The organism is Vreelandella olivaria (assembly GCF_023507745.1).
In the GTDB taxonomy this organism is placed as follows: Bacteria; Pseudomonadota; Gammaproteobacteria; order Pseudomonadales; family Halomonadaceae; genus Vreelandella; species Vreelandella olivaria_A.
On record NZ_JALPZO010000095.1, the window covers coordinates 22,787 to 48,003 of the forward strand.

At 53.6% G+C, this 25,217-nt stretch carries 20 protein-coding genes, 1 tRNA gene and 1 other RNA gene; 11 read left to right on the forward strand and 11 right to left on the reverse strand.

The genetic code is table 11. The features are described 5' to 3' along the window. Positions 1-19: 19 nt before the first annotated feature. The 3 genes from HP566_RS07605 to HP566_RS07615 all read left to right on the forward strand — a co-directional run bounded on the left by HP566_RS07605 (position 20) and on the right by HP566_RS07615 (position 2,809). Entirely contained in the window at positions 20-1,045 is a 1,026-nt protein-coding gene (locus HP566_RS07605; RefSeq protein ID WP_249976663.1) for a GGDEF domain-containing protein, read from the forward strand. A gap of 186 nt (positions 1,046-1,231) precedes the next feature. After that, a complete protein-coding gene (locus HP566_RS07610; protein WP_249976664.1) occupies positions 1,232-1,570 on the forward strand; it encodes a hypothetical protein in 339 nt (112 codons plus the stop codon). Between the two features lie 9 nt (positions 1,571-1,579). Then, on the forward strand, positions 1,580-2,809 hold the full coding sequence (locus HP566_RS07615; RefSeq protein ID WP_249976665.1) for a PqqD family peptide modification chaperone: 1,230 nt from the start codon (positions 1,580-1,582) through the stop codon (positions 2,807-2,809). A 34-nt stretch (positions 2,810-2,843) separates the two neighbouring features. On the opposite strand, the gene HP566_RS07620 is transcribed toward HP566_RS07615, so the two are convergent. Together HP566_RS07620 and HP566_RS07625 are read right to left on the reverse strand one after the other, a co-directional pair. Next, positions 2,844-3,401, reverse strand: coding sequence for a transglycosylase SLT domain-containing protein (locus HP566_RS07620; RefSeq protein WP_284041373.1), 558 nt, complete (start codon positions 3,399-3,401; stop codon positions 2,844-2,846). A gap of 37 nt (positions 3,402-3,438) precedes the next feature. Next, positions 3,439-5,169, reverse strand: a complete 1,731-nt coding sequence (locus HP566_RS07625; protein ID WP_249976667.1) for a proline--tRNA ligase — start codon at positions 5,167-5,169, stop codon at positions 3,439-3,441. A gap of 273 nt (positions 5,170-5,442) precedes the next feature. On the opposite strand from HP566_RS07625, the gene HP566_RS07630 reads away from it, so the two are divergent. Next, positions 5,443-5,877: a hypothetical protein gene (locus HP566_RS07630; RefSeq protein WP_249976668.1), complete on the forward strand. Its 435-nt coding sequence runs from the start codon at positions 5,443-5,445 to the stop codon at positions 5,875-5,877. A 117-nt stretch (positions 5,878-5,994) separates the two neighbouring features. Here HP566_RS07630 and nfo read toward each other — a convergent pair whose 3' ends face one another. Both nfo and HP566_RS07640 read right to left on the reverse strand, forming a co-directional pair. Continuing rightward, positions 5,995-6,855 carry a deoxyribonuclease IV gene (nfo, locus tag HP566_RS07635; RefSeq protein WP_249976669.1) on the reverse strand — a complete coding sequence of 287 codons (861 nt, stop codon included), beginning with the start codon at positions 6,853-6,855 and terminating at the stop codon, positions 5,995-5,997. Between the two features lie 40 nt (positions 6,856-6,895). Beyond that, a complete protein-coding gene (locus HP566_RS07640) occupies positions 6,896-7,660 on the reverse strand; it encodes a glycerophosphodiester phosphodiesterase family protein (protein WP_249976670.1) in 765 nt (254 codons plus the stop codon). Between the two features lie 161 nt (positions 7,661-7,821). Here HP566_RS07640 and HP566_RS07645 point away from each other — a divergent pair, with 161 nt between their 5' ends. The 4 genes from HP566_RS07645 to HP566_RS07660 all read left to right on the forward strand — a co-directional run bounded on the left by HP566_RS07645 (position 7,822) and on the right by HP566_RS07660 (position 12,220). Beyond that, positions 7,822-8,799, forward strand: coding sequence for an NADPH:quinone reductase (locus tag HP566_RS07645; RefSeq protein ID WP_249976671.1), 978 nt, complete (start codon positions 7,822-7,824; stop codon positions 8,797-8,799). Between the two features lie 183 nt (positions 8,800-8,982). Next, positions 8,983-9,741, forward strand: coding sequence for a DeoR/GlpR family transcriptional regulator (locus HP566_RS07650; protein WP_249976672.1), 759 nt, complete (start codon positions 8,983-8,985; stop codon positions 9,739-9,741). A gap of 163 nt (positions 9,742-9,904) precedes the next feature. Beyond that, positions 9,905-11,389 (forward strand): glycerol kinase GlpK, encoded by a 1,485-nt coding sequence (glpK, locus tag HP566_RS07655; protein ID WP_249976673.1) that lies wholly within the window; start codon positions 9,905-9,907, stop codon positions 11,387-11,389. Positions 11,390-11,995: 606 nt separating this feature from the next. Continuing rightward, entirely contained in the window at positions 11,996-12,220 is a 225-nt protein-coding gene (locus HP566_RS07660; protein WP_249976674.1) for a hypothetical protein, read from the forward strand. A 93-nt stretch (positions 12,221-12,313) separates the two neighbouring features. Here the strand turns inward: HP566_RS07660 and HP566_RS07665 are convergent, their stop codons facing one another. The 5 genes from HP566_RS07665 to betI form a co-directional block, all read right to left on the reverse strand. Then, positions 12,314-13,987: a glycerol-3-phosphate dehydrogenase/oxidase gene (locus HP566_RS07665; protein ID WP_249976699.1), complete on the reverse strand. Its 1,674-nt coding sequence runs from the start codon at positions 13,985-13,987 to the stop codon at positions 12,314-12,316. Positions 13,988-14,237: 250 nt separating this feature from the next. Further along, positions 14,238-16,724, reverse strand: coding sequence for an acyl-CoA dehydrogenase (locus tag HP566_RS07670; RefSeq protein ID WP_249976675.1), 2,487 nt, complete (start codon positions 16,722-16,724; stop codon positions 14,238-14,240). Between the two features lie 437 nt (positions 16,725-17,161). Beyond that, complete coding sequence (betA, locus tag HP566_RS07675) at positions 17,162-18,847, reverse strand: choline dehydrogenase (RefSeq protein WP_249976676.1); 1,686 nt, start codon at positions 18,845-18,847, stop codon at positions 17,162-17,164. 65 nt (positions 18,848-18,912) lie between these two features. Further along, positions 18,913-20,382: a betaine-aldehyde dehydrogenase gene (gene betB, locus HP566_RS07680; protein WP_249976677.1), complete on the reverse strand. Its 1,470-nt coding sequence runs from the start codon at positions 20,380-20,382 to the stop codon at positions 18,913-18,915. A 10-nt stretch (positions 20,383-20,392) separates the two neighbouring features. Next, on the reverse strand, positions 20,393-21,046 hold the full coding sequence (betI, locus tag HP566_RS07685; protein ID WP_249976678.1) for a transcriptional regulator BetI: 654 nt from the start codon (positions 21,044-21,046) through the stop codon (positions 20,393-20,395). A gap of 163 nt (positions 21,047-21,209) precedes the next feature. On the opposite strand from betI, the gene HP566_RS07690 reads away from it, so the two are divergent. The 3 genes from HP566_RS07690 to ffs all read left to right on the forward strand — a co-directional run bounded on the left by HP566_RS07690 (position 21,210) and on the right by ffs (position 22,452). Then, entirely contained in the window at positions 21,210-22,142 is a 933-nt protein-coding gene (locus tag HP566_RS07690; protein WP_249976679.1) for a choline ABC transporter substrate-binding protein, read from the forward strand. A 92-nt stretch (positions 22,143-22,234) separates the two neighbouring features. Continuing rightward, positions 22,235-22,308, forward strand: a tRNA-Met gene (locus tag HP566_RS07695). Between the two features lie 47 nt (positions 22,309-22,355). After that, positions 22,356-22,452, forward strand: an RNA gene (gene ffs, locus HP566_RS07700) — signal recognition particle sRNA small type. 96 nt (positions 22,453-22,548) lie between these two features. Here the strand turns inward: ffs and HP566_RS07705 are convergent. After that, complete coding sequence (locus HP566_RS07705) at positions 22,549-22,728, reverse strand: hypothetical protein (RefSeq protein WP_249976680.1); 180 nt, start codon at positions 22,726-22,728, stop codon at positions 22,549-22,551. After that, a complete protein-coding gene (locus HP566_RS07710) occupies positions 22,725-25,007 on the reverse strand; it encodes a heavy metal translocating P-type ATPase (RefSeq protein ID WP_249976681.1) in 2,283 nt (760 codons plus the stop codon). Before HP566_RS07710 ends, HP566_RS07705 begins: the two co-directional genes overlap by 4 nt. Positions 25,008-25,217 lie beyond the last annotated feature (210 nt).

Sequence of the window (25,217 nt, forward strand, 5' to 3'; positions counted from 1 at the left end):
GGCGTTAATGGTGCTCATCATGTATGAGGCGCGCTGGGTATACCCGGAAATTCAGGCTTATTTTAGCCAAACAGGAAGCCTGACGGGCCAGCAGCTTGCCACCCGTTCACGCAATTACTTGCAGCGTGCTCAACAAACACTCCTGAACGAGCAACGCTTTGAGGAGGAGCATACAGCCCTTGTTGTGCTTAACCTTGACCTTGCTTATGGGCTGATGGACGTCGATATCTATCATCGTCACTATGCTTGTACGACACCAAGTTTAGCGGCGCTCGATTCATTGTCGTTGCGTCTTGAGTCTGGAAGTGTGCCGCCCTTTGCGGCTGCTCGTGAGTTATTGGAGCCGATTGACTGCTTGACACATATAGAAATGAGTCAGTTAGACCGGCGCGGTAAGGCGATTAACGACTTTTCGGAAAGTACCCGCCGGCATAATGATGTGCTGACATACTCAAGCATGATCATTTTTGCCGTGGGGCTTCTGTTCTGGGCTATGCATGAGCGTCAGTTACGAAGAACAGAGCGAGCCACCGCACAGACATTGGCATGGATGCAGCGGGCTATGCGCGACCCGCTAACAGGTATTGGCAACCGCAGTGCACTCCAGCGGGATGTCATGGTCAGTGCAGACGAGTCTCTGGGATTAATTCTCGTGGATATCGACTATTTTAAGCAGTACAACGATGCGCTGGGCCATCCTGAGGGCGATCAGTTACTGCGTCGTCTGGCGAACTTGTTAAAAGAGCAACTGGGAGAAGATGCCACGCTATACAGGCTGGGTGGTGATGAATTTGCGGCGGTGTTTAGCTGCCCAAATGATCAGGCATTGATCGCCTGCTGCCATCAGTTAATTGATGGCCTGCGCCGCTCGGCTTTTAAACACCCAGCACACCCTGATAATAAGAATGTCACGCTAAGCGTTGGTGCAACGCGCTTTTCCGTGATGGAAACAACCTTTGCCTATGCCTATGAGGCTGCTGATAAAGCACTTTATCGAGTAAAAGCGGCTGGACGGGATGGGTGGCAAATGACGGCAAGCTTATAATGGTTCAACGCTCATCCAGGTTGGTGTAATTTTCACTTCAGTGATTCTGTTACTGAATGTCTTAAAAAAGCAAATAATTGGGAAGTGGTTTGTCATCGGTAGCTTATTCAAAAGGTGCTGGCTAAAGTAACTGTTATCAAACAGTGTTCTTTAATTTCCTGTCAGTGCTAATTAAGGAGAAGCGCGATGAGTAATGATAAATCCAGTAGCGTTTTGAACCAGCGCCGTTCGCGTCGTCAGGTGCTTGCCGCCATGGGGCTTGGTGCTGCCGCTCTCTATGTGGCGCCAACATTGGTGTCAATGGGGCAGGCAGAAGCCCGTGGTCATCGTAGCTCTCGTCCCAGCTATTCCCGCCCCAGTTATTCTCGCCCAAGTTATTCTCGCCACCACCGCTCCAATTTGCAGCGGCATGATAAGTATTACTCCCGACCTTATCGTTCCCGCTATGTACGTTCGGGCCGTTCACGCTGGGAGCGTGATGGCGTCATTGAGATCCGCTTAAGCCGCGTGTTGCCCCGTTGGTAGGAGAGCGCCGTGAAACAACAAGCGCTGTTTAACGACTACGCGTTAGAAAATTTAGGGCCCTGCTTGCGGCTTGTTGATGCCTCGCATCTATTGCCGGTACTACGTCAGGCGATGCCTGGATGGCGCTTTACGCATTGTGAGCCACAGGAAAAAGCTCCTGATGTTTGTGTGTGGCAGCATCCAGATGGTTTCTGGCAAGAGGCGCCAGCACTTCCTGATGGAATGCTATTGGATACGCCAACCGGAACCGCCTGTAGTGTTATTGCGGATGTAGCGGGTGCGTATTTACATCAACATCGAGAGTTGATTGGGCTTCATTGCGGGTCGGTGGAAATCAATGGTCAACTGGTGATATTTCCAGACACTCATCGGGCGGGTAAGAGTACGCTAACTGCGGCATTTGCCGCTGCGGGTTACCGTGTTTATGGCGATGATGTGTTGGCCGTCAATAGTGATGGAGAGGGGGTGGCGCTTGGCATTGCCCCCAGGTTGCGTTTGCCCCTACCTGAACAGCTTTCTCCTGTTTTTCATCAGTTTGTTGCTGATCACTTGGGGCCTCATGATGATCGCTACGGCTATCTGGCGCTAAATGAGCATCAACTGGCTACTCACGGCACTCAGTGCCCGGTCGGTGGCATACTGTTATTTGATCGTGATGAAGGCCTTGCTCAACCCCAACTAACAGTACTGCAGCCTGGTGAAGGGTTATGGCAATTGCTACGCCAGAACTTCGCAGAACATAAATCCGATCAGGCCCTGATCCAGCGATTTTTGCCAATGCTACAGCGTTTGCCCTGCTTTTTACTGCGCTATAGTGATGCTTACGAGGCAGCCCAGTGGGTGGGTAAGCAGTGGGTGACCAAACAGCTGCCGAGTGATATTCCTCACTGCAATGCGGTTGTTACCCCTCAGTCAAGCCGTGTTGTAAGCCCATCTGGCCAGGAGCTGAGATCGCTTAATGAAGATGACTCACGGTTATGGGTCGCGAGTGCTGCTGCCCATGAGTTTCCCCTTGGTGACGAACTATTTGTCATCGCTCAGGAGGGAGGTGCCATACATCGCCTGAATATTACCAGCCGGGCAGTGTGGGCATTGCTTCAGCATGAGCCGATCCGTCTGGAAGAGATTTGCGAAACGCTGCTGGCGTTTTTTGACGGAGCCAGCAGCGCTGATGTACGCCGTGATGTTGCCGGTTTGTTAAGTCAGTTAATGGAGGAAGGGCTCATCCAGGAGGCATGATTTATCTGTAGGACGTGTATCTGTAGGGCATGTATTAGCGCCAATAATCACGCCAGGTTCGCAGTACTCGCTCAGGGTACCAGGTGTGGCCGAGACTACCATTGTAGCGTGCCAGTGCCCTGGTGAAGTCGCCCCGCTCAATCGCTAAATAATGGGCCAGTATTGTACAGCCGTAGCGTAAATTGCGGTTTGGCTCAGTTAGGTCATCAACAGGTAACCCAAGCTCCGCTACCCAGAAAGGCATAATCTGCATCAACCCTATTGCACCGGCTGAAGATACGGCATCGGCGTTAAAAGCACTTTCTACCTGAATCAGCGCCAGCACCAGCTCGGGAGGCAGACCCGCAAGGCGGGCTTCCTGATATAGCCGCGTTAAAAGTTCCCGCCTTTGTTCGGCGTCGTCAATAAAGCGTGATAATGGCGCATCCATGCGGTTGCGCCATTGCTGGGCTTGCCACTGCTGCTGCGGGGTTTGGTAATGGATGGCCTCGAACGTCAAACGCAACGGTGGTTCTGTTGCGTTTGCTAAAGGGGCGATACCTAACGCGATGAGACTGGCCAGTGTTAGCCACCAGCCCAGTCTCCCATCCATTTGCCAGTTGCGGGGCCGCATTAGCGTAAGTGGTGGTTTAGAGGTTGGTAATGCCTGCTTTTTCACGCAGGAAATCCACAATTTGATCGGCGGGGATCATTGTGGCATCGCTATCGCGGCGGCCCTTGTACTCCAGCTCACCGTTATCCAGGCCACGGTCGCCAATCACCAGCCGGTGGGGAACACCCATGAGTTCCAGGTCGGCAAATTTAACACCAGGACGAGTATCACGATCATCCAGCAGCACGTCCAGGCCCGCAGCGTTAAGGGCTTGGTAAAGGCGTTCAGACTCTTCGCGTACACGTTGGGATTTATGGGCGTTCATTGGTACAAGTGCCACCTGGAACGGCGCAATGGCGTTAGGCCAGATAATCCCAGACTCGTCATGGTTCTGTTCGATGGCCGCTGCAACCACACGGGTCACGCCGATACCATAACATCCCATCCACGGGTGGCTGGTTTTACCATTGTCGCCCAGTACAGTTGCGTTCATCGCTTCGGAATACTTTTGGCCAAGCTGGAACACGTGACCAACTTCAATACCACGTTTGATGGAAAGTGTGCCTTTACCATCAGGGGAAGGGTCCCCCTCCACTACATTACGCAGGTCGGCTACATCGGGCAGGGCAACATCACGCTCCCAGTTAATGCCAAAATAGTGCTTGTCATCAATGTTGGCACCTGCGCCAAAGTCGCTCATCAGTGCCACGCTGCGGTCAATAATAATTGGCATTTCCAGGCCTACTGGACCCAGTGAGCCAGGGCCAGCGCCTACGGCAGCACGAATTTGCTCTTCGTTGGCCATGGTGAGCGGTGCTGCCACCTGAGGAAGGTTTTCGGCTTTGACTTCGTTCAGTTCGTGGTCACCGCGCACCAGCAGGGCAATCAAACCACCTTCGGCCGCATGCACCATCAGCGTTTTGACGGTTTTTTCAATGGGCAGTTTAAACCGCTCAACCAGTGTGGCGATGGTTTTGGTATCCGGTGTGTCTACCAGGCGCATCTCTTCGCTGGGTGCTGGGCGTTCCAGGTTGCTGCCTGGTGGAGCCGGCAGTGCTTCGGCTTTTTCAATATTGGCGGAGTAGTCAGAAGCATTCGAGAATACGATATCGTCTTCGCCAGAATCTGCCAGCACATGAAATTCATGGGAGCCGGTGCCACCAATGGAACCGTTATCGGCAATCACGGGGCGGAAGTCGAGGCCTAACCGGGTAAAAATACGCGAATAGGCATCGTACATTGCCTGATAGGTCTCTTTGAGCGAATCCTCATTCAGGTGGAAAGAGTAGGCATCCTTCATGATAAATTCCCGAGAGCGCATCACGCCAAAGCGGGGGCGGATCTCATCGCGGAATTTGGTCTGGATCTGATAGAAGTTCACCGGCAACTGCTTGTAGCTGGAAATTTCCTTGCGCACCAGATCAGTGATGACTTCTTCGTGGGTAGGGCCCACACAGTAGTCTCGTTCATGGCGGTCTTTAAGGCGCAGCAGCTCAGGGCCGTACTGCTCCCAGCGGCCAGACTCCTGCCACAGGTCGGCAGGTTGTATCGCCGGCATCAACACTTCCTGGGCGCCCGCACGGTTCATCTCTTCACGCACAATGGCTTCCACCTTCCGCAGGGTGCGTAAGCCAAGAGGTAACCAGGTGTAAAGGCCCGAGGTAAGACGGCGGATCATCCCAGCGCGCAGCATTAACTGGTGGCTGATGACTTCAGCGTCGGCCGGGGTTTCTTTTAATGTCGCAATCAATAATTGGCTGGCGCGCATGAGCGTGAGCATTCCTTGGTTATAGGGGGTGATGCTGGGTCGTTCAGTTGGAAACAGCGCTAAAAAAAGCAGTGATTGCGGCATTGTAAAGCTAAGCGGGTAAGGCAGCAAAATCCTGCGTTAACAACCACAGCTGTACCGTTGTTGAAGTGTGTTAAACTGAGCGGGTTTTTTAGGTTCGATAGACGTCCGTTGATTCACACTATCCATGGCCCATACAAGGCGTGGCAGTGCCACTGGCTATCGATACATTCAAACTTTGAGGGAACCTTCATGCAGCAAGCAGTACGCCGTTGGTTTACGGGGGCCGTCGTGGGTGTCTCCATCGTAGCATTGAGTGGATGTGGAACGCTTTTTTATCCTGAGCGAAAGGGACAATTAAGTGGCGATGTGGATCCGGTGGTTGCCATCGCCAATGGTGTTGGACTGCTGTTCTTTATTATCCCCGGCGTGATTGCTTACGCCGTGGATTTCTCCAATGGCACTATTTATCTGCCCAGTAACAGTAGTGCATCGGTAGATGTCCACCACCTGGACGATACGGTGGATATTGCTACATTGGAAAAACTGCTGTCTGACAAAGCCGGGCAGCCGGTTAGTTTGGAAAACGAACTGGTGATGATTGAAGAAGTGGACAGCCTGGATGAAGCGTTGGCCATGGTTCGCATGTCGGGCGTATTGGATGAAGAGCGCCTTGCCACCTTGTGAGTGTCTTTCTCCCGACAGACGTTGTCTGCCGGGAGAATGTTTATTCGCTCGCTACATCAGCCTCAGCATCTGGTAAGCAGTAAGATTGAGCCTGCTACGCTTTCATTACCTCGTTCACTATTTGCCGGGGGCGGCCCCAGGCGCTTGAGCGCGCAGCCAATTGATTTCATCGGGCCAGATGTCTGGTTCAATGGTTTCAAGAATCATCGGAATGCCGTCGATGCGTTCATCCTGCATGATGGTGGTAAACGCCTCCAGACCAATATTCCCTTTACCAAGGCTATGATGGCGGTCAACACGGCTGGCGAATTCACTTTTGGCATCGTTTAGATGCATACCACGTAAAAACTCGAACCCCACCACGCGTCCCAGTTCATCCAAGGTAGCCTTGGTGGCGTCGGCGGTACGTAGATCGTAACCGGCGGCAAAGGCATGGCAAGTATCAATGCATACGCCCACGCGGGTTTTATCATCAACCTGCGCAATAATTTCGGCTAAATGCTCAAAGCGCCAACCAAGATTGGTGCCTTGCCCGGCGGTATTTTCAATCACCGCCGTCACTCCGTGGGTATTTGCCAGCGCTTCATTAATCGACTCCGCAATACGTTTAAGGCATTCGGTTTCGCTAATGCTGTTTAAGTGGCTGCCAGGGTGAAAGTTTAACAGAGTCAGGCCGAGTCCTTCACAGCGCTGCATTTCATCTAAAAAAGCGGCACGAGATTTTTCCAGACCGGCACGTTCCGGGTGACCCAGGTTAATCAGGTAACTATCGTGGGGCAGAATTTGCTCAGGTCCATAACCATGCTGCTGACAGGCCTGCTTGAAGGCAGCGATAGCCTCTTCGGTCAGTGGTTTGCCTTTCCACTGGCGCTGGTTCTTGGTGAACAGAGCAAACGCCGTTGCACCGATTTCGACGGCACGCTGAACGGCTTGATCTGCACCGCCTGCTGCACTGACATGGGCGCCGAGATATTTCATCTTTTTCCTTAAGTGATTGGCGAAGAGGGATATGGATACTCTAACGCTGCCGGCGGTTATCTAAAAAGCGCTGAAAGGCCACCGGTTCATCGGTAATGGCACTGGCGATTCCCCATGTCCAGCGGCTTTCAAACGCGCTCGGGTCGTTGGGGGTATAGCATAAAATCTGGTAGCCATCGCGTTTCATTGCGTCTGCCTGGGTCCGCTTGAGCCTGGGCCAATGGGAGTGGATGCTAAATGCCTCCACCGCCTCACACTGGGCACGCCAGTTTTTTGGAGTGCTACCAAATAGTACGCCAATCGCCAATGTTTCTTTGGCGGCAAAGTGACGGCAGCGACTGAGGGCATCAGCATCGAATGATGAGATAATCAAGCGTTCGGCGGGGAGGCTATTCAGTACCATGGGCAACACGGTATCAACAAGGGCGATGGGATCTCGACCCTTATTGACCTTGATTTCTAGGTTTACGCCCATCTTCAACTCATTCAACAGTGCCAGCATGGCTTCCAGGCTTGCCATCTTTTCACCGGCAAAGGCATCACCAAACCAGCTTCCTGCATCCAACTGCTGTGCTTGTGGCCATGTCATGGTAGCTAGCAGGCCACTCCCATCAGAGCAACGGCTGACATCACTGTCGTGCCAGATAACCGGTGTGCCATCACCTAATAACTGCACATCCAGTTCGACCCAGGTCGTTCCTGCCTGATGGGCGGCACGCACTGCCGTCAGCGTATTTTCAGGTGCTGCTGCAGAATAGCCACGATGCGCAATGAGCGTGGGTAGCTTGATCGTTGGGTGCGTCATGCCACATCCATTTGTGAGTAACAGGTAAAATTGCATGAAGTCTAGCATGGGTGCATGACACTGGTGTGTCGCACTCTCATGGCAATCGCTTGATTTATCGCCCCCGACGCGGTTGGATAGCGGCACAGCGCATGCTTAATAATGAACAAGGAGTTTTGATCATGTCCAAACGCATTCAGTTTGCAAAAACAGGTGGCTCAGAAGTGTTGGAGTGGGTGGATGTTGAAGCCCCCGTTCCTGGTACAGGTGAAGTACGCATTGCCAATAAAGCGGTTGGTCTCAACTTTATTGATATCTATTTTCGCACCGGGCTTTACCCCACGCCTTCCATGCCTTCCGGGCTGGGTACTGAAGGTGCGGGTGTAGTGGATGCGGTAGGCGAGGGGGTTACCCACTTAAAAGAGGGGGACCGGGTTGCCTATGCCCAAGGCCCGCTGGGTGCCTATGCTGAACTGCATACGCTGCCCGCATCGAAAGTGGTTAAGCTGCCTGATTTTATTGATTTCGAAACTGCTGCCGCCAGTATGTTAAAGGGTTTAACGGTTCAGTATCTGCTACGCCAGACCTATGCGCTAAAAGGGGGCGAAACGATTCTGTTCCATGCAGCTGCCGGTGGTGTTGGGTCAATTGCCTGCCAGTGGGCCAAGGCGCTTGGTGTCAAGCTGATTGGTACTGTTAGCTCAAAAGAAAAAGCGGGACTGGCCATGGCCAATGGCGCCTGGGCAACCATTAATTACAGCGAAGAGAGTGTGGTAGAGCGGGTGCGTGAGCTGACAAATGGTGATATGTGCGATGTGGTCTATGACTCCGTGGGTAAAGATACCTGGGAAATGTCGCTGGACTGTTTGAAGCCGCGTGCGCTGATGGTGAGCTTTGGCAATGCCTCCGGGCCTGTTGATGGTGTCAATATTGGTATTCTTAACCAGAAAGGCGCGCTATTTGTTACCCGTCCAAGCCTCAACGGATATGCCGACACCCGCGAACGTCTGGAAATAATGTGTGAAGAGTTCTTCTCTATGATTGAGAGCGGTAAAATCCGTATCGACGTGGCGAACCGCTATCCGTTGAAAGAGGCAGGTAAAGCGCAAGATGCTTTGCAAAGCCGTCAAACAACGGGCTCCACCATTCTGCTCCCCTGATATAACGCTATGTTCGCTTTGCCATGGACCGCCCACCGCTGGTTGGACGGTTAAAATCATCTCAGCCAGCGGTCACCGTAGGCCCTCTAGGCCGCTGGCTCTTACCCAGGTGGAAGTCTGATTACGAAAATTTTGCTAACCTATTACGCCCATGGATAAACAAATAACGAACAGGCCGGGCTTATGAATCAACAATATCGCCAGGATGCTATTGTCGAGCTAGTACGTCAGCACGGCTATATGAGTATTGAGCAGCTTACCGACCACTTTTCAGTCACTCCACAAACGATTCGCCGCGACTTGAATACACTGGCAAACGATGGTCGTGTAAGGCGGGTGCATGGAGGGGCAGGTATTGAGTCAAGTACGGTCAATACGGCTTATAGCACCCGTAAATCACTGAATCTGGAAGAGAAAGACCGGATTGCCCGCTGTTTGGCGCAACATATCCCCGACCACTCTTCGCTATTTATCAATATTGGTACCAGCAATGAGATGATTGCTCAGGCACTTTTAGAGCATCAGGGGTTAGAAATCATCACCAACAATCTCAATGTTGCAGCGATTCTTCAGCACAAAGAAGACTTCACGGTAATTATTGCCGGTGGGCAGGTGCGCTCGAGGGATGGTGGTATTATCGGTGAGGCAACCATTGATTTTATCAATCAGTTCAAGGTGGACTACGGCATTATCGGCATCAGTGGTATTGATGAGGATGGCTCACTGCTGGAGTTTGATTACCAGGAGGTGCGTGTTGCCCAGGCGATTATCGCTAATTCCAGGCGTATTTATCTGGCTGCTGACTACTCCAAATTTCACCGCAACCCTGTGGTTCGACAGGGTAATATCTCTCAACTGGATGCTCTCTTTACCGACCGCCCCCCCCCCGAAGCCATTCAACAGCTGCTAACGCAGTACGGTGTTGCATTGCATATTGCCTAACTTTTATCTCCTTTGTGAGGAGCATAACGTTAGGTATAACAGTGAGACTAAAAGAGGATGCATTCATACTTGAGCATTGGAGGCGGCTGGAGTACCTTGGATAATAATAAACCGAAAATAAGCATATAAAATCGAAAGAATCTGACAACAAAGTGAACATGATATGTCCTCCTTTATTCTCGCCATTGATCAAGGTACGACCAGCTCCCGCGCTATTCTTTTTGATCGACAAGGACAAATTGTAGCCATTGCTCAGCAGGAACTACCGCAACATTTCCCCAGGGATGGCTGGTTGGAGCATGATCCTGAAGATATTTGGGATTCTGTTATTGCCACCTGTAAAGAGGTGCTGGTAAAAGCCAATGTCAGCGCTTTACAGGTGGACGGTATAGGGATCACCAATCAGCGCGAAACGACCCTGGTATGGGATAAGGCAACCGGCCAGCCAGTCTACAACGCTATCGTATGGCAAGACCGGCGCACTGCTGAACGCTGTCAATCGTTCCGGGATCAAGGGTATACCGAGGATGTTCAGGCGAAAACAGGCCTGCTGATTGACCCCTACTTTTCAGCCACCAAACTGGCCTGGATTCTCGATAATGTGGAGGGTGCACGAGGGAGGGCAGAGCGTGGCGAACTGGCATTTGGTACCGTTGATAGTTTCCTGATCTGGCGATTAACCGGCGGCAAACAGCATGTCACTGATGCAACCAATGCATCGCGTACGGCCCTTTTTAATATTCATACGCAGCAGTGGGATGAATCGTTGCTGACGATGTTTAATGTGCCAGGCAATATGCTGCCGGAAGTGAAGGACTCAAGCGATGATTTTGGTGTGATGGAGGCAGATTGGCTGGGTGAGCCGTTACCCATTGCCGGTGTGGCAGGTGACCAGCAGGCCGCACTGGTGGGCCAGGCCTGTTTTCAGCCTGGTATGGGTAAAAGCACCTATGGTACGGGCTGCTTTATGATTGTTAATACGGGAGAGTCGCCTGCACTTTCCCGCAATCGTTTGTTAACGACCATCGGCTATCGGCTAAATGGCAAACCCACTTATGCAATGGAAGGCAGCATATTTGTGGCTGGCGCAACCGTACAGTGGTTGCGGGATGGGTTGAATTTATTTGCTGATGCTGCCGAGACCGAAGCACTCGCAGAGAAGACCCGTAGTGGTCATAGTGTCTACTTGGTGCCAGCTTTTACCGGCTTGGGGGCGCCCCATTGGGATCCTAAAGCACGTGGAGCAATACTTGGCCTTACCCGGGATACTGGTATTGCCGAAATTGTCGCGGCGGGACTGCAAGCGGTTTGTTATCAAACCCGTGACTTGCAGCACTGTATGAATGACGATATGGACGTCACTCCGGGCAATTTACGCGTGGATGGCGGTATGGTGAAAAATAACTGGGTCATGCAGTTTTTGGCGGATATGCTCAATGTTCAGGTTGATAGGCCAACAATTCTGGAGACTACCGCGCTAGGTGCGGCGTATTTGGCAGGTTTGCGTCTTGGCTGGTATGAAACCCTTGAAGAGATTGAACAACTGTGGCGCTGTGAAAAAAGTTTTACTGCGATGATTCAGGAAGATACTCGGGAGCAACTTTATCAGGGCTGGCTGGATGCGGTTTCGAGAGTTCGTTCCACTTAAAGGGATATAGCCATAGGCCGCTATTGTGGTATAGCGGCTTTTTACATCTTTTGTTGAGTGGATTGTTTGTCGAAAGCGCGTATGCTTGTTGCCTCCTGATAACGTTTAACTAAAAACGGGCCACTAACTTTTAGTGATGCCCATTATTGCCCAAAAACGCTACCTACGCCTGTTGATAAGAAATAAATCGACACTCTGTATTATGATAAGTAACATATGCTTATAGGCTCTCTTGAAAGTATTTAACAGCGAATCTGCTTGTTTATTATAGATGTAGTCAAGCTACAACCGCGCCTGCTGCCAATGATGCATTGTTAGCTTTGCTGCAGTGAACCATAGTGAAGCCATGGATCAGAGTGGTGTGCCGTTATCCCGGTGCAGTAACCTGACCCCTGCTACAACCGAGGCGCTTTAGTTTTACCCAAGCGCTAGAGGCGAAGGTCTTGTAACGCTTGTGACCGTTTCGCAGTTACCGAACTGGGCACTTATCCGGTCCAGCATGAGTAGCAACGTCACTATTCGTCATTAATAAGATGGCTGCTTGATTACTCTAAGTGTTCTACAGGAATAATCAGCAGCGGATGCGCATACCATGAGGGTTTAACCATGAACTGCATTGAATTGAGCCAACAAGCCGACCGTATCGCGAGCACTTTCAGCAAACAGGATTTAGCTAAACTGGTATTGGCGCTGAAGAGCAATCGTGAGTCGCTACAGCATGCTGTTGAAGTAATCGATACTATTGACAGCCGTTTGGGCTGTACATTGGAAGAAGCGTGGGATGAAGTGTTGGCGGGGGATTCTCAACTGATCATCGAAAACGAAGAGTAAGCGATTAACTAGCTTGTGTGACTTTCAGCCCCCTTGCTTAGCGTAAGGGGGCTTTTTATTCGGTTATTATTTGTTGATGAGAGGGGGTAGATTTCAGTGCCGCAGGTGAGATTTATCTAAACTCTCTTCAACTGGTGTTGGCGTTACCGGTAAGGCTGTATCTCTGTGTTGATCGAAATAAATATTAAAGTGCTCTTCCGCCTTCTCGCCAAAGAGTACTTTACAGGCCTCTTTTAAGCCTTCTGAGCGGCGCAGTTGTTCGTGGTGAACGACTAGCGAGACCTTGGCCCGGCGGCGTAAAAAGTCTTCTAGTTGCGTAACCATTTCATGGTTTTTTGCATGCTCCAGTTCGCATCGGATGTACTCGGTGCCTTCAATAAGAATATCGGCTTCTGCCGGGTTCTGGCGGATTTTCTCAAGCATGGGGATAGCCTGTTCCGCGTAGCGACGCCACAGGCGCGTTGACAGCGGCTCGGATGAAGTGGGGGCGGTCATTGCATCCAGATTCATCCGTTTGGCCTGATCCATAAACTGTTGTTTAACGGGTTCAGGTGGTTCTCCGTACCAGCGGAATTTGGGTGAGCTTAGGCGCACACCAAGCCGCATGACTTCTTCTGATATTTCATCGCCTACATTCAGGCAGTCGGTGAGCTTTCCACCAAAAATACTGATATGTGCGCTATTGGGATTCGTATCAATCACATGCTTGCGGGAAAGCTGTAGAAAATCCCGGTTATCCCCCTGGTCCGCTTTAATCGCCAGGGGGCGGACGCCGCATCGGGTAGCGATAATGTCATCTGGAGTTAATGGTTTTTCAAGCGTTAAGCGTTTGTTGATGTTTTCCAATACAAAAGCAATATCCTCGGCAGTCACATCAACTTCAGGATGTTCTATATGGGTGTCAGTAGTACCAATACAGGTTCGGTTGCCCATGGGAATAACAAAAAACAGCCGGCCATCATCAGCGAAAAACGCTAATACACGCTTAGAGTTGGTCAATTGCGGAACAATTAAATGGATTCCCTTTGAGTAGATGTGCTGATGCGTGGTTTTTTGGCCCGTCAATTCATTGTGTTGATCTACCCATGGGCCAGCGGCATTGATCAGCACGTTTGAGCGAATGGTAAAGGTGCTGCCATCCATGACATCGCGTACACGGGTAAGCCACTTTCCATTGACGCGCTCAGCGCCAAGTGATTCAAGGTAATTTGCAGCTACCGCACCAAAGTTGAGGGCATGGCGCACAAAATTAAACACAAAGCGCGCATCGTTATCATGCAGGTAGGCGTCTGAGTATTCAAAGCCTCCCACTGCCCCTGTGACATCAATAATGGACTCTTCCTGTTTAATTTTCTGCGCTGAAAGCAGGCGTGGAATCTGGGTAAACCCATTACCCATCAGCCAATAGAGCCATGTGCCTGCCCATAGGTAGCGGGGTGAGTGCCTGAAACCTTTGCTAATCGTGGTGAGGAAACGTATTTCCTGAACCGTGGAAGGGTAGCTTTTAATCAAGTGATTTCTGCTTTTGCACAGTTTGCGGACAAGCAGAAAATCGTTACTTTCCATATATTTGATGCCCCCCCATACCAGGTTGGAGGAGTGCATACTGGTACTGCCTGCAAAGTCTCCGCGGTCAATGAGAGCGACTTTCGCGCCTTTACCGGCAAGAGCGGCAGCTGCTGCTGCACCATTGATACCACCCCCGATGATGAGCGCGTCAAATTCATCGGTGTGTAACTTCTCAACATTTCGGTTACGCAGTTTCATAGCGGCCCCAAGGTAGTAAAGAGAGCCCATACTTCCCCTTACACGAAGTGTGAGCATTTTATGATTTTCATTATCGAAACTTTAGTTGATCGTTTTCGAACATTCAATAGGATTTAGTCGGGTATAGACGATTTAATAAGTGACAGGCATGTCGATGAGCATCGTTTCAAGTATCAATATTAGAAAATATAGCCATAAAAAAACCGGCCCATAAGGCCGGTCGGGAGCACTAGTAACCACTACGGCATGGTCACTTTATGTTGGCTTCTTCATGGAGCGATTTAGCCGCCGGTTTTGCATTATGATCAATCAACGTCGATTTATTGGTTGCAAACGCATCGTAAGCGAAGTCATCAACCGTCAACATTTCAAGTACTTCGGCTTCAAAGGTACGCATAAACTGGGCATCCTCTTCGCTGATAAGTCCTTTCTCAAGGCCAGCTTCCACCCGAGCTTCTGGATGTAGTGCGGTTTGCGGTAGCTCTCCTTTGGCATATGCTTTATTGACAGTGCGGTAGATGGTTTCTGCGCGCTCATAATCCATGAGTAAGGCGTTATAGCGGGCTAGGGGGTTGCGCTGTTCACCATCGTCCTGGTCCCAGGTGTTAGCAAGTAGTTTGGTGCGCAGGGCGCTATGGGTGGAAACCCGGTGAGCGATATCCCGCGCCAAATCGTCGTGAGGCTTATCCCAACGGCGCCCAGTCGGCATTGCCACGGCGTTAAGTACCTTGCCTAGGGCGCGGTTGGGCAGGTTGTCGAAAATCTCAACAAAGGCCTGTTCAGCCCGGTGGAGCAAGAAGCGGCAGCTATAGTGAAGTAGTGCTTCTTCACCCTCTACCTTATCACCCGCCTGCCACTGCTTCAGTACCATAGAGGTCAGGTACAGGTTGGAGAGTACATCGCCGAGGCGGGCAGAGAGCATTTCACGCTTTTTAAGCTCAGAACCAAGACTTGCCATCGCAGCATCTGCGCATAGGCCAAAAGCGGCGGAAAGGCGTGCTATATCCTGAGCGTATGCGGCGGCAGGCCCATCAAAAGGCACGCTGGTTTTGCCAATTCCCAACCCCATAGTGAAGGCGCGAGCGGCATTGCCGAAAATGAGCCCGGCATGGCCAAAGAAGGCTTTATCAAATGCTTTCAGGTCATTCGCATCTTTTGCGGCCAGTTCCTCCAGGACATAGGGGTGGCAGCGGATAGCTCCTTGACCAAAGATCATCAGGTTACGGGTCATGATGTTAGCGCCTTCCACGGTGATTGCCACCGGGTTGGCACTATAGCCAATACCAAGATAGTTACGTGGCCCAAGGGTCACTGCTTTACCGCCATGAACATCCATGGCATCGCTTAACAGTACCCGTTGAAACTCGGTCAGCTGGCTTTTCAGAATGGCTGAAGGGACGGCTGGCTTCTCGCCGTGGTCGATCAGGTTAGCGGTTTGATAAACCGTGGCTGCTGAAATGTAGGCCAGTGATGCCATACGTGCAAGCGGCTCCTGGACACCTTCCATTTCGGCAACCGGAACGTTGAACTGGCGGCGCACACGGGTAAAGCCGCCACTCCAGCCCAGCGCATAACGGGCAGTCCCGGTAGCGCCAGAGGGCAGGGTAATACAGCGTCCAATGGAGAGGCACTCCACCAGCATACGCCAGCCCTGACCAATCATGTCCTGACCACCAATAATGGTATCCAGCGGCACAAAAACATCCTGGCCTTTAATAGGGCCATTCATGAAGGGGCTGCCGATGGGGTGGTGGCGACGGCCAATCTCCATTCCTTTGGTATCCCGGGGAACCAGCGCCAGGGTAATGCCACGATCCTCTTCATCGCCCAGTAGTTTGTCGGGGTCGAAGAGCCGGAAGGCAAGGCCAACTACGGTGGCGATGGGGGCGAGGGTGATCCAGCGCTTTTCAAAGTTAAGGCGCAGACCCAGTACTTCCTCGCCGTTGATGATCTCTTTGCACACGACGCCGGTATCCGGCAGGGAGGTGGCATCGGAGCCTGCGCGGGGGCCTGTTAAGCCGAAACAGGGGATTTCACGGCCATCGGCCAGACGTGGCAGGTAGTGGTCTTTCTGTTCCTGGGTACCATATTTGAGTAGCAATTCGCCTGGGCCGAGGGAGTTAGGTACTCCAACGGTGACCATCAGTGTTTCATTGGCGGAGAGCTTTTGAAGCACCATCGACTGGGCTTTGGCGGAGAAACCTAAACCACCGTACTCCTTCGGAATAATCATACCGAAGAAGCCTTCTCTTTTTAGGAAGTCCCACAGTTCCTGGGGGAGGTCGGCACGCTCACGGGCGATATCCCAGGCATTACACATACCAGCGGCTTTGGCACACTGGTTGTCCAGAAAGGCCTGTTCATCTTCACGAAGGCCGTCATCTTTGTAGTTCAGTAATGTGTTCCACTGCGGCTTACCCGAAAATAGCTCGCCATCCCAGGAAACGCTACCTGCCTCAAGTGCCGTGCGTTCAGTAGCGGATACCTTGGGTGCCACTTTTTTGAAAGTGCCAAAAATACGCGGTGTCAGCCATTTGATGCGTAAGGAAGGTAGTCCAGCGGCGGCAACCACGGCGGCACCGATGAGTAATAGTACGCCGATGACAGGTGCGCCAAATAATACCCCAGTGAGGCCGAGTACGCCGAGTACGGCTAGCGCTGGAGTGGCGCCTGCCTCCCGGCGCATGACCGCCACCAGGCCGACAATGGCCAGCACGATGAGTAGTAGGGTAAGCATATAACATCTCCATGTTTTGTTAGTGGAATGCGTTTTTAAAACGAATGTTTGAATATTGGCAGACTCACGCTATCCTGTGCAAGCCTTTCGCTCTTTCATCATCGCGTTTAACCAACACTGTAGCGTATTGAGTGGGGCGGTGGTTCCCCAATAGAGGCAGGGTATAAAAAAACGCGAGACTGATGACAAAGTATTTTTCTGCTGATTACTTCATCCGAACAACCCTTGGCGGGGGCGCTGTGGACCCCTCCATGGGCGCTACTTTCGCCATCTGACCGCCATGGATGGAGGAAATGCCGGAATTGTTGGGAATATTTTCCGGCCATGGCGAAAGACCCCCACTACGGGTTGATTCAGATGATGTTAAAAATGATGGCAAGAAGGTTTGTCATCAACCTCACGCCATAGCAGTGGCTATGGCGTTTTGAGTTCGGGGGCTACCGAGTAGTTCTGGGCTGCTTGGCTGGTGTGCCCTTGGCTATATAATAAGCGACATTGGCACGGGCCAGCGGCTCTCGGTTGCGAATACGATCGGCGATTTTTTCTGCCAGCATAATCGTTGGGGCGTTCAGATTGCCGGTGGGGATGATCGGAAACAGTGATGCATCGACCACACGTAACCCCTCCAGGCCGTGAACACGTCCCTGGCTATCCGTGACCGCCAGCTCGCCTTCGCCCATACGACAGCTGCCACAGGGATGGTAGGCAGTTTCTGCGTGCTGTTTAACGAAATTGTCCAGCTCTTGATCGCTTTGCACATTAGGGCCTGGCGAAATTTCACGACCACGATATTTGTCGAAGGCAGGCTGGGCGATAATCTCTCGGGTCAGGCGAATGGCATCGCGGAACTCTTGCCAGTCTTTTTCCTTGGCCATGTAGTTGAACAAAATGCTCGGTGCTGCATGCGGGTCTCTGGAGGTCAGGCGGATACGGCCATGGCTCTCTGAGCGCATGGAGCCGACATGAGCCTGGAAACCGTGGGCCTGCACCGCACTTTTGCCGTTATAGCTGATGGCAATGGGGAGAAAGTGGTATTGAAGATTAGGCCACTCTTCATCATCGTTGCTACGAATAAATCCGCAAGCTTCGAATTGGTTGCTGGCGCCGATGCCGGTGCCCTTGAACAACCATTCAGCACCAATCTTTGGCTGGTTATACCACTTTAACGCCGGATAGAGCGAAATAGGCGCTTTGCATTCGTACTGAATGTACATTTCCAGATGGTCTTGCAGGTTCTCGCCAACCCCCGGCAGCTCATGAACGATGGGGATGCCAAGCTCCTTGAGCCATTCTGGATTGCCTACGCCGGAACGCTGGAGAATTTGCGGTGAGGCAATTGCGCCGCCACACAACAGCACTTCGCGACGGGCGCGGGCTTGCTGCGGTTGGCCTTTATGCTCGTAGCGCACACCCATGGCGCGTTTGCCATCAAACTCAATTACGTCGGTGACGGCATGGGTTTCAATCGTCAGGTTGTTACGCTGCCTGGCGATGTCCAGATAGCCACGAGCGGTAGAAGCACGGCGCCCTGTTGGGGTGACGAAACGGTCCATGGGGCCAAAGCCCTCCTGCTGATAACCGTTAACGTCTTCAGTCTCTGGGTAGCCAGCCTGCTTGCCTGCTTCGATAAAGGTACGGTAGAGCGGGTTGTTGTCCGCTTTAGGCGTGGTAATACTGACCGGACCATCACCGCCATGGTAGTCGTTTGCACCGATATCCCGCGCCTCGCACTTTTTAAAGTAGGGCAGGCAGCTTAAGTAGTCCCACTCCCCAAGTCCTGGCTGCTTGGCCCAATTGTCGTAATCCAGGGCATTGCCACGGATATAGCACATACCGTTGATGAGTGAAGAGCCACCCAGCCCTTTGCCACGGCCGCACTCCATACGGCGGCCCCCCATGTGAGGTTCTGGGTCAGTTTCAAATGCCCAGTTATAGCGCTTTCCCTGCAATGGGAAGGCCAGTGCCGCTGGCATTTGGGTACGAAAATCAAAGCGATAATCAGGGCCGCCTGCTTCCAGCAGCAGGACGCTGACATCGCTGTCTTCGGTCAGGCGAGTAGCCAGCACATTGCCTGCTGAACCTGCACCAATAATGATGTAGTCGAATTCACGTGTTTGAGACATGGTTATACCGGAACTTATAGAGGGGGGGCGCTTTCGCCAGTGGTGCGTAAGCTTCAAGAGTGAAACTAAAACACCGATTCAAACGGGCCCATCTCAATCTGTACTGACTTGGTCTGGGTGTAGTGGTTAAGCGTCTCAATACCGTTTTCGCGACCAATGCCTGACTCTTTGTAACCACCCACCGGCATCTCGGAAGGTGATTCTCCCCAGGTATTGATCCAGCAAATTCCAGCTTCCAGTTGATGAATAACCCGGTGGGCACGGTTCAGACTTTCGCTGAACACGCCTGCCGCCAGACCATATTTGGTGCCATTGGCGCGACGAATGACTTCTTCTTCATCATCAAACGCCAGCACGGACATTACTGGGCCGAAAATCTCCTCTTGAACGATACGCATATCATCGCTGCAATCGGTGAACACTGTAGGGGCGGCCCAGGCACCATCGGCCCAGCTGCCACTGTTCCAGTTGTCGCCACCTACCAGCAGGCGCGCGCCTTGCTCTTTGCCCAGGGCAATGTAGGAAAGTACTTTCTGCTGATGCTCAAAACTCACCAGAGGGCCAAAGTTAACGCCAGGGTCCATAGGGTCACCGGCCTTGATGCGAGAAACACGCTCGACCAGCTTGGCTTCAAAAGCCTCCTTGACGCTCCGTTCCACAAACACTCGTGTGCCGTTGGTACATATCTGACCACTGGAGTAGAAATTCGCCATCATCGCGGCATCAGCAGCCCGGTCCAGGTCGGCATCGGCAAACACGATCAGCGGTGATTTACCGCCCAGCTCCATGGTGACCTCTTTAAGTGTTGAGCCTGCGGCGGCGGCCATCACCTTTTTGCCAGTGCCGACTTCACCCGTAAAGGACACTTTGGCAATGCCTGTGTGCTCAGTGAGCATGGCGCCAACACGGCCGTCACCCTGCACAACGTTAAACACGCCATTTGGCAGACCTGCTTCGGTCAAAATTTCGGCTAACTTGATAGCGGTCAGCGGAGTGACTTCACTGGGCTTGAAGATGACCGCATTGCCTGCTGCCAGTGCAGGGGCAGCTTTCCAACAGGCGATTTGGATGGGGTAATTCCAGGCTCCAATAGCGCCGATAACGCCGAGTGGCTCGCGGCGTGTATAAACAAATGAGCTATCCCTCAGCGGAATTTGGCTACCTTCAATCGCAGGCGCCAAGCCTGCATAGTACTCCAGGGCATCCGCGCCGGTAACAATATCAACGCTGGCGGTTTCGCTGATGGGCTTGCCGGTATTGCGTGTTTCCAGCTCTGCCAACTCATCATTGCGTTCACGCAGTAGCGCAACAGCGCGTAGCAGGATGCGAGAGCGTTCCATGCCGGTCATGGCTGCCCATGTCCGCTGGCCACGTTTGGCTGCTGCTACAGCGCTATCAATATCCTGTCGGCTGGCTTGACCAATCGTGGCGATCAAGCTGCCGTCAAAAGGGTTGGTAACCGTAAATGTATCGCCAGAGGTGGCGTCTACCGGGCGACCATCAATATAAAGAGGCTGTACGTTTTGAGTGGCCATGTTGGTCTCCTTAATCGACATCGGTAGTGGTTGCTTCTTTCAGGCATCCATGATGTGTAAGTAATTGGTTGAGGTAAGTGTGCGCAAGGTGCCGTGCTTCATCAGCATCTAACCCTTCTGGGGCGAGGGCACCTCTTAGCCATAGGCCATCAATCATTGCGGCTAACCCTCGGGCAGCATTGCGGGCCTGGGGGCGGGGCATAACTCGTTGGAATTGGTGACATAAATTGGTATATAAACGGCGATCGTTGACGTACTGCAGCCGCTGAAGTACAGGTTTATGCATACTGCTTGCCCAAAAGGCGAGCCAGGTTTTGGCGGCGGGCCCTGTCACCTGGGTACGGTCAAAGTTACCTTCAATGATGGCCCCGATGTGGGCGCGGGGTGAGTTGTCTTCGAGGGCATGGCGCCGTGCTGCGACTGCTTGACTAAGGTCTGTCAGGATTTGCCGCATGGTGGCTTCCAGCAGGCCATCCTTGCCGCCGAAATAGTGGCTGATAATGCCTGCCGATACCCCCGCATGCTGTGCAATGCGCATCACGGTTGCTTCGGCCAGGCCAACCTCATCGATGGCCGCCATCGTGGCTTTGATTAGCTGCTGGCGGCGTATTGGTTCCATTCCCACCTTTGGCACGGCGATCTCCTGACGACGTTGAATGCTCATTAGCCCCCGCTCTTGAAAAGCCGGGTTAGGCATGGTTACCTAAATATCATGGCATTTTTTTATTGAACGTTCAATCAATAAAGGGGTGTTAACCCGTCGCTGCTTAAGGCGATTACCACGCCCTACGCGTGTCCTATAAAACAGATTAAGGGGATCGTTCATCATGAAACGCACCTATACACGTAGTCTCAGCGTACTTTTACTGACCGCAGGCTTGCCAGCAATGGCGCAGGCTAATGAGTGTAGCAGTATCCGTTTTGCTGAGGTTGGCTGGACAGACATCACGGCGACTACCGCATTAGCCAGCGAGGTATTGGAAGCATTGGGCTACGAGCCGCGTGTGGATACCGTTTCTGTACCGATTGCCTATGCGGGCATGCGCAATAATGATTTCGATGTTTTCCTGGGTAACTGGATGCCCTCTATGGCATCCATTAGTGATCCTTATATCGAAAGAGGTGAAGTTGAGCGTCTGGTGGCGAACCTGGAGGGAGCCAAGTACACCCTGGCGGTACCGCAGTATGTCTACGATGCCGGTGTAACCTCGGTGAATGACCTGGCAGAGCATGCGGAGAAGTTTGAGCACCGTGTTCATGGGATTGAAGCGGGTAATGATGGCAATGAGCTGATTCAGCAAATGATTGATGACGATGCCTATGGTCTGGGTGACTGGCAGGTGATTGATTCCAGCGAAGCCGGAATGCTGGCAGAGCTGCGCTCACGTGTGCCTAATGAAGAGTGGATGGTCTTTTTGGGCTGGGAGCCACATCCCATGAATACTAACTTTGATATGGCCTATCTGGCCGATGCTGATGACTATTTCGGCCCTGACCTGGGTGGAGCAACTGTACATACCAATACGCGTGCAGGATTTGTTGAAGAGTGCCCGAACGTTGGCACGTTACTAGGCAATATGACGTTCACTCTGGAAATGGAAAACGAGCTTATGAGCGCTATTATGGATGATGGTGTAGAGCCTCGTGTGGCAGCCCGCAGGTATCTCAGTGAGCATAGTGATGTGCTGGATGCCTGGCTTGACGGTGTGACAACCCGTGATGGCGAAGCAGCGCTTCCTGCGGTTCAAGCTGCACTATAAGCCTGTTAGTGCTTTGGATGAAAAGGCAAGCCGTTTTTGGCTTGCCTTTTATATCTTAAATAGGCATACTCTGCACCCGCTGATGTCGGAAAGGCTACGTAGCTCAGTTGGTTAGAGCACATCACTCATAATGATGGGGTCCCCTGTTCAAATCAGGGCGTAGCCACCGGTCAGCGGCAATACGCATTTTCAAGCGTATAACTATGGTGGCCCCTTAGGTCCTCCCGCAACGCTAAACTGCGAACCCCGCCAGGCCCGGAAGGGAGCAACGGTAGTGGTGGCTGCGTGTGCCGGGATGTGGCTTTTGGGGCCGCCTCCATTGCTGGTTGTTATACTCCCTTTTTGCATCAAGCTCCCCCTCAGTAGTTCTCCCTGCTCTTTTCATGCTGATCGGCAGGTGGGTGACTCATTCATCGTGGTGCGAGCTGTGTCGGTGCAGCAGCAAATGGGCGCCAAGGCACAGGGCCATGGGCAGTAGTAGCCAGACCCCGCCGCCCAGTGACTGGGCGCGCCACATCAGCAGCAGCATGACTACCCCCATCAGGAGCAGGCAGGCGGTCATCACCCAGTGGTGAAGGCGGTTCATTGGGTGTCTCCTTGCGGGGTCTCCCGGGTGAAGCGTCGCTTGAGCAGCAGCGAGTTTCCGATTACCGACAGCGAGCTTGCGGTCATGGCGATCACGCCGATCATGGGGTGCAGCAGGCCCAGGGCGGCGATGGGAATGGCCGCGATGTTGTAGCCGCTGGCCCAGATCAGGTTCTGGACGATCTTGCCGTAGGTGGCGCGGGAGAGATGCATGGCCTCCACCACCCCGGTCAGCTCACCGCTCACCAGGGTCACGTCGGCGGCCTCGATGGCCACGTCGGCACCGGCGCCAATGGCGATGCCGACGTTGGCCTGGGTGAGGGCAGGGGCGTCGTTGATGCCGTCGCCGACCATCGCCACGTGGTCGCCGTGTTTTTCCTGAAGTGCGCGGATGGCGTCGACCTTGCCCTCGGGCAGCACGCCGGCCTGCACCTCATCGATGCCGACCTCGTCGGCCACGGCGCGAGCAGCGCGCTCGTTGTCGCCGGTGATCATTACCACGTGCAGGCCGAGGGCGTGCATGCCGCGGATGGCCTCGACCGACGTTTCCTTGAGGGTGTCGGCCACGGCTACCAGACCCAGCGCCTGGCCGTCGGTGGCGACGATCACCACGCTGCGGCCCTTGCCCTCGAGCTCACCCATGGCATCATCCAGGGCGTCGAGGCCGGTCACGCCTTGCTCTGTCAGCAACTGGCGGTTGCCGATCAGGATCTGTTCGTCGCCCACTTTGCCGGAGACGCCGCGAGCACCGGTGGAGCGGAATTCGCCGACCTCGCCAGGTTTGATACCGCGTTGCCTGGCGCCGTCGACGATGGCCCGGGCGATGGGGTGTTCCGAGGCGTTCTCCACGCTCGCTGCCAGGGTCAGCAGGCGGGTCTCGTCGATGCCTTCGGCGGCGACCGCCTCGGTCAGCGTCGGCTCGCCGCGGGTGATGGTGCCGGTCTTGTCGAGGACCATCACCCTGACGTCCTTGAAGGTCTGGATCGCTTCACCGGAGCGGATCAGGATGCCACGCTCGGCGCCGATGCCGGAGCCCACCATCAGTGCGGTGGGCGTAGCCAGGCCCAGGGCGCAGGGGCAGGCGATGACCAGCACCGCCACCGCGGCGAGTATCGCCAGCACCGGGGTGGCGGCCTCGGGATTCACCCAGGGCAGGAAGGTCGCGCCCCAGTCGAGAATCGGGCGCAGGACATCGGGCAGCAGCAGCCACACGATCAGGCTGGCCAGGGCGATCAGCAGCACCACCGGCACGAAGCGGCCGGTCATGCGGTCGGCAAACTCCTGGATCGGCACCCGGGAGCCTTGGGCCTGGTCGATCAGGCGCACCACCTGGGAGAGAAAGGTGTCGCCGCCAACCCGGGTGGCCTTGACGCGCAGCCGCCCCTCCTTGTTGAGGGTGGCACCGATCACGCTGTCGCCGCTGCTCTTGTAGACCGGCACCGACTCGCCGGTAGCGATGGACTCGTCCAGGTGGCTCTCGCCCTCGACCACCTCACCATCGGTGGGCACCTTGTCGCCGGGGCGGACCACCATGATATCGCCGGGGGCCAGCTCCTTCACCGGCACCTCGACCTCTTCCCCGTCGCGCTCCACCCGCGCCGTCTTGGCACCCAGGGTCAGCAGGCGGCGAATGGCCTGGGAAGCGCGCCCCTTGGCCAGGGCCTCCAGGTAGCGGCCGAGCAGGTGGAAGGTCATGATGGTGGCGGCCATCTCGATGAACGAGGTCATCGGGTAGATAAAACCGATCAAGCCGATCAGATAGGGAGGCAGGCTGCCCATGGAGATCAGCACGTCCATGTTGAAGGTGCCGTTCTTCAGCGATCGCCAGCTCGATTTATGGGTGGCTGCCCCGCCGTAGAGGAACACCACCGGGAAGGCCAGCAGTGCCACGATCGCCAGATAGCCGGGCATCGGCTGCCAGAACATGTGCGGCATCATCAGCAGCATGATCAGGGTGGTGGGTACGCCAGCGATCCATAGCCGCTTGCGGGCCTGGGCGAGGTAGGCCTCCTCGATCTCGGCGCTGCTGTCGGCATCCTCCGCCTCGTCGCTCTGCACGGCGGCCACATCGTAGCCGGCACCCTCCACGGCATCTTTCAGTGAGTCCCCATCGGGGCCATCCGCAGTCACAGTTGCACGGACCCGGTGGTTGGCGATATTGGTCTCGATCGCATCCACACCGTCGAGACGTTGGAGCGTCTTGCGCACGATGCCGGCACAGTGGTCACTGCCCATGCCGGGTACCGTCAGAGTGATCGTCCTCGGTGTCGAAGCGGTCATCGTATGCCTCCTGCGGGTGTGGCCCATTCAGGACCTTTGCTTACATTGTCGTGGTTATGTGCGGCACACAGGTCAAGCTATGTAACTACAATTGGGAAGGGAGTCACCCAAGGGCAGGCGTGGAAGCGCTGTGCCGTCTGATATGAGGGGCGCCGGGCAGATGTTTTTATAAGCGTATCAACCAAAGAGATTAATTTTCATTGTTAACTT